5 protein-coding genes and 1 pseudogene are annotated in these 3,987 nt (G+C 66.6%); 2 read left to right on the forward strand and 4 right to left on the reverse strand.

Going from position 1 to position 3,987, the window contains the following annotated elements:
- Positions 1–694: pseudogene (locus tag VAE53_RS09235) on the reverse strand (polyribonucleotide nucleotidyltransferase); the annotation flags it as partial.
- A 154-nt stretch (positions 695–848) separates the two neighbouring features.
- Positions 849–1,115 carry a 30S ribosomal protein S15 gene (rpsO, locus tag VAE53_RS09240; RefSeq protein ID WP_322819088.1) on the reverse strand — a complete coding sequence of 89 codons (267 nt, stop codon included), beginning with the start codon at positions 1,113–1,115 and terminating at the stop codon, positions 849–851.
- A gap of 58 nt (positions 1,116–1,173) precedes the next feature.
- Between rpsO and VAE53_RS09245 the strand changes: the two genes are divergently transcribed.
- Both VAE53_RS09245 and VAE53_RS09250 read left to right on the forward strand, forming a co-directional pair.
- Positions 1,174–1,701 carry an ATP-binding protein gene (locus VAE53_RS09245; RefSeq protein WP_322819089.1) on the forward strand — a complete coding sequence of 176 codons (528 nt, stop codon included), beginning with the start codon at positions 1,174–1,176 and terminating at the stop codon, positions 1,699–1,701.
- Positions 1,698–2,030: a hypothetical protein gene (locus VAE53_RS09250; protein ID WP_322819090.1), complete on the forward strand. Its 333-nt coding sequence runs from the start codon at positions 1,698–1,700 to the stop codon at positions 2,028–2,030. Before VAE53_RS09245 ends, VAE53_RS09250 begins: the two co-directional genes overlap by 4 nt.
- Before the next feature lie 108 nt (positions 2,031–2,138).
- On the opposite strand, the gene VAE53_RS09255 is transcribed toward VAE53_RS09250, so the two are convergent.
- Both VAE53_RS09255 and VAE53_RS09260 read right to left on the reverse strand, forming a co-directional pair.
- Entirely contained in the window at positions 2,139–3,623 is a 1,485-nt protein-coding gene (locus VAE53_RS09255) for an aldehyde dehydrogenase family protein (protein WP_322819091.1), read from the reverse strand.
- Positions 3,624–3,780: 157 nt separating this feature from the next.
- Entirely contained in the window at positions 3,781–3,930 is a 150-nt protein-coding gene (locus VAE53_RS09260; protein WP_322819092.1) for a hypothetical protein, read from the reverse strand.
- Between the last annotated feature and the right edge of the window lie 57 nt (positions 3,931–3,987).

Raw genomic sequence — 3,987 nt, forward strand, 5'->3', positions numbered from 1 at the left:
TGGGCTTTTTGACGGGAGCGACGTCGGCTGCGATTCGTTCTTGGAGGGCGATGATTTTTCGGTTCGCCTCCATGGCGATTTCGATGGCTTCGAGGACGACGTCTTCGGCGACCTGTTTGGCGCCGGCTTCGACCATGACGACGGCGTCTTTGGTGCCGGCGACGACGATATCGAGGTCGCCGCGCTCGGCTTCGTCGAAGGTGGGGTTGACGATGTATTGGCCGTCGAGGCGGGTGACGCGGACGGAGGAGACGGGGCCGTTGAAGGGGATATCGCTGATGCCGAGGGCGGCGGAGGCGCCGATGGTGATGAGGGTGTCGGGCTGGTGTTCGCGGTCGGCGGAGAGGGTGGTGGCGATGACCTGGACTTCGTTACGGAAGCCTTTGGGGAAGAGGGGGCGGAGGGGGCGGTCGGTGAGGCGCATGGCGAGGATGGCTTCGTTGGAGGCGCGGCCCTCGCGACGGGGGAAGCCGCCGGGGATTTTGCCGACGGCGTAGAGGCGCTCTTCGTAGTCGACGGTGAGGGGGAAGAAGTCGATGCCTTCACGGGCTTCGGCCATGCAGACGGTGACGAGGACGACGGTATCGCCGAGGCGGACGGTGACGGCGCCGTTGGCCTGCTGGGCGAGGATGCCGTGCTGGATGGTGAGCGTTTTGCCCCCGATTTCGATTTCGTAGGTGCGTGGGTCGTTCATGGTGGTCAACTGGTGTGTTTTTTCTCAACTGCTGGAGTGGCCGTGGGGTGAAGGGCCACGGTGCCCGTTTCGCGGGGGCTCCGCGATGGCGGGACGCAGGTGAGGAAGGCGGTGGTGGGGCGGTTGCGGACCCCACGCAAGCGAAAGGCCTCCGCTATTTGCGGAGGCCGAGGCGAGCGATGAGTTGGCGGTAGCGGTTGACGTCGAGGCTATTGAGGTAACGGAGCTGCCGGCGACGCTGCCCGACGAGCTTGAGGAGGCCACGGCGGGTGTGGTAGTCGTGCTTGTGGGCTTTGAGGTGCTCGGTGAGGTATTTGATCCGCTCGGTGAGGATGGCTACCTGTACCTCTGGCGAGCCTGTGTCGGTGGGGTGGGTGCCGAACTGTTGGATGAGTTCGGACTTGCGCTCTTTCGTCAGCAACCTTGTTCTCTGTCTTCCTTTTCCTGTCGTCTCTACGCCTTCACGCTAGCATATGGGGGTGGTTAGCGGCAATTGGGGAGATAGCGGTGGGGTGTTGATCCTGCTCTCTGGCTTGCCGGGGACGGGGAAGACGACGCTGGCGCGGCGGCTGGCGGAGCGGCTTGGTGGGCTGCACGTGGAGAGCGATGCGGTTCGGCGGGCGCTTTTCCCGCGGCCGGCGTATACGCCGGCGGAGCATGGTGCGGTGTTCGCACGGGCGGAGGAGTTGGTGGCGGAGGGGTTGGCGCAGGGCCGTGTGGTGATCGTGGATGCGACGAACCTGACGGTGCGGGATCGGCGCCGGTTCGTTCGCCTCGGCGAGCGGGCGGGTGGGGTGGTGGCGGTGCGGTTGACGGCGCCGCCCGAGGTGGTGCGGGAGCGGTTGGCGCGGCCGCGGGAGGGGTTTTCGGAGGCGGGGTTGGAGGTGTACGAGCGGATGGCGCCTCGGGTGGAGGGGTTCGGCTGTCCGGCGGTGGTGGTGGATTCTCGTTTCGATACGGGTGCGAGCGAGGAGCTGATCGCTCGGCTGGTGGAGCGGTTGCGGTGAGCTGGGGCGAGCGGCCGGTGCTGGTGATGCGGGCGAGCCCGCTCCCGGAACACCTGGAGGCGTTTTTGCGGTGGGCCCGGGAGGTGCACGCCCGCGATACGCGGGCGGTGCCGGGGGTGGTGGCGGTGACGGTGGCACGAGCGCCGAAGGGCGAGGTGCTCGTGGGGTATGTGTTCGCCGATGCGGAGGCGGTGCCGGGGGCGCTCCAGAGTGCCGAGGCGGCCTATGCGAGGGGGACGCTGGAGCAGTGGGCTGGGCGGGTGACGGAGATTCGCTTCGAGATGTGGGCGCCGCTGGCGCCGCTGCCGGTCTTCGCCTGGATCAATTGATGGGGCGATCAAGGGGGCGATGGTGGGGCGGCGGCGCGGCGGCCGGCCTGCTGGGGTTCGGCCCACGGCTGGAGCGGCCATGGGCCGGTGTGCGGAATGGACGGTGGGCTACTGGAGCTTGATTTGGATGGATTTGGTCTCGAGGTACTCTTCGAGCCCGAGGTCGCCGAGTTCGCGACCGAGGCCGCTCTGCTTGTAACCGCCGTAGGGCATGTTGTAGAGCCCGGTGCTGTGGTAGGCGTTGACCCAGACGGTGCCGGCCCGGAGCCCTTTGGCGACCTTGAGGGCGACGTCGAGGTTCTTTGTCCAAACGGCGGCGGCGAGGCCGTACATGGTGTCGTTCGCGGTCCGGATGACGTCGTCGAGGTCGTCGAAGGTGAGGACGGAGAGGACTGGGCCGAAGATTTCTTCGCGGGCGATGGTGGCCTGGTTGGGGACTTCGTCGAAGATGGTGGGCTTGACGAAGAGGCCGTTTTCGAGGCCGGGTTCGGTGGCACGGGAGCCGCCGGTGAGGAGGCGGGCCTCCCGTTTGCCGCGCTCGAGGTAGCTTTCGATTTTGGCGAGCTGGTTTTCGTTGATAACGGGCCCCATGGTGGTGGCGGGGTCGAAGGGGTCGCCGAGTTTGAGCGTTTGGCTGAGGGCGGTGAGTTTGCCGACGAATTCGTCTTTGATGCGGTTGGAGACGAGGAGGCGGGACCCTGCCTGGCAGACTTGGCCGCTGTTGAGGTAGATGCCGAAGAAGGCGCCGGCGACGGCGGCATCGATGGGGGCATCGGGGAAGACGATGTTGGGCGATTTGCCGCCGAGCTCGAGGGAGACTTTTTTGACGTTGTTGGCGGCGGCGCGCATGACGGCTTTGCCGCTGGCGGTGGAGCCGGTGAAGGCGACTTTGTCGACGAGCTCGGAGGCGGCGATGTGCTGGCCGACGAGGGCGCCATTGTCGGTTTCGCTGGTGACGACGTTGAAGACGCCGTTGGGCAGGCCGGCATCGGCGAGGAGCTGGGCGAGCAGGAGGGTGGAGCCGGGGGTGTAGTGGGATGGCTTGGCCACCATGGTGCAGCCGGCGGCGATGGCGGGGCCGATCTTCCAGGAGATGAGGAGGAGGGGGAAGTTCCAGGGGGTGATGATGCCGACGACGCCGACGGGCTCGTGAACGACGATGCCGATGGCATCGGGGATCTGCTGGGTGAAGGATTCGCCTTTGAGGTTGAGGGCTTTGGCGGCGAAGAGCTGGAGGACATCGACGGTGGCCATGACTTCGGCGAGGGCCATGGTCTTTGGTTTGCCCACCTCGGCGGCGATGTTGGTCGCGAAGGTATCGGCGCGCTCGGCGAGGAGGTCGGCGGCTTTGCGGAGGATGCGGGCGCGGTCGGCAGCGGGGGAGGTTGGCCAGTTGGTTTCGTCGAAGGCGCGGCGGGCTGCGAGGATGGCGCGCTGGGCGTCTTCGATGCCGCTGTTGGGGTAGATGCCGACGACCGAGCCGTCGTAGGGGCTCGTGCGGGTGAAGGTCGCGCCGTCGATGGCATCGACCCACTGGCCATCGATGAATTGCTGGTAGGTTGCGACTGCGGGCTTTCCGGCGACCGACGTCATGGTAGGAGCACCCCCGGCGATATGTCTGCACGAGCATAACCTTGCCTTCCAGGGATGACAAGCTGCCCATCGAGGTGTGGGGGTTCCTCGGACAGGAGGAGCTGGCGAGGTCGGGTGAAGCGTGATTCTCTGGCTCGCTGGCTAGCTGGGACAGGGCTCACTCGCCCGATTGGGGGGTAGGGAGGCGGGCCTCCTGTTTGCCGCGCTCGAGGTCGCGTTCGATTTTGGCGAGCGGGTTTTCGTCGATGACGGGCCCCATGGTGGTGGCGGGGGCGAACTGGGTGGGGAAATGCTGGTGGCTGATCACGAGACGATGATGGCCACCACCGGAAGCAGGGCCAGGACGGCGGCGCGGACGATGGTC

The organism is Tepidiforma sp. (assembly GCF_034432735.1).
Taxonomy (GTDB): Bacteria; Chloroflexota; Dehalococcoidia; order Tepidiformales; family Tepidiformaceae; genus Tepidiforma.

Bases quoted from the DNA above. Each gene is read 5' to 3' on its own strand.
- VAE53_RS09255 (WP_322819091.1), bottom strand. From the start codon at position 3,623: ATGACGTCGGTCGCCGGAAAGCCCGCAGTCGCAACCTACCAGCAATTC.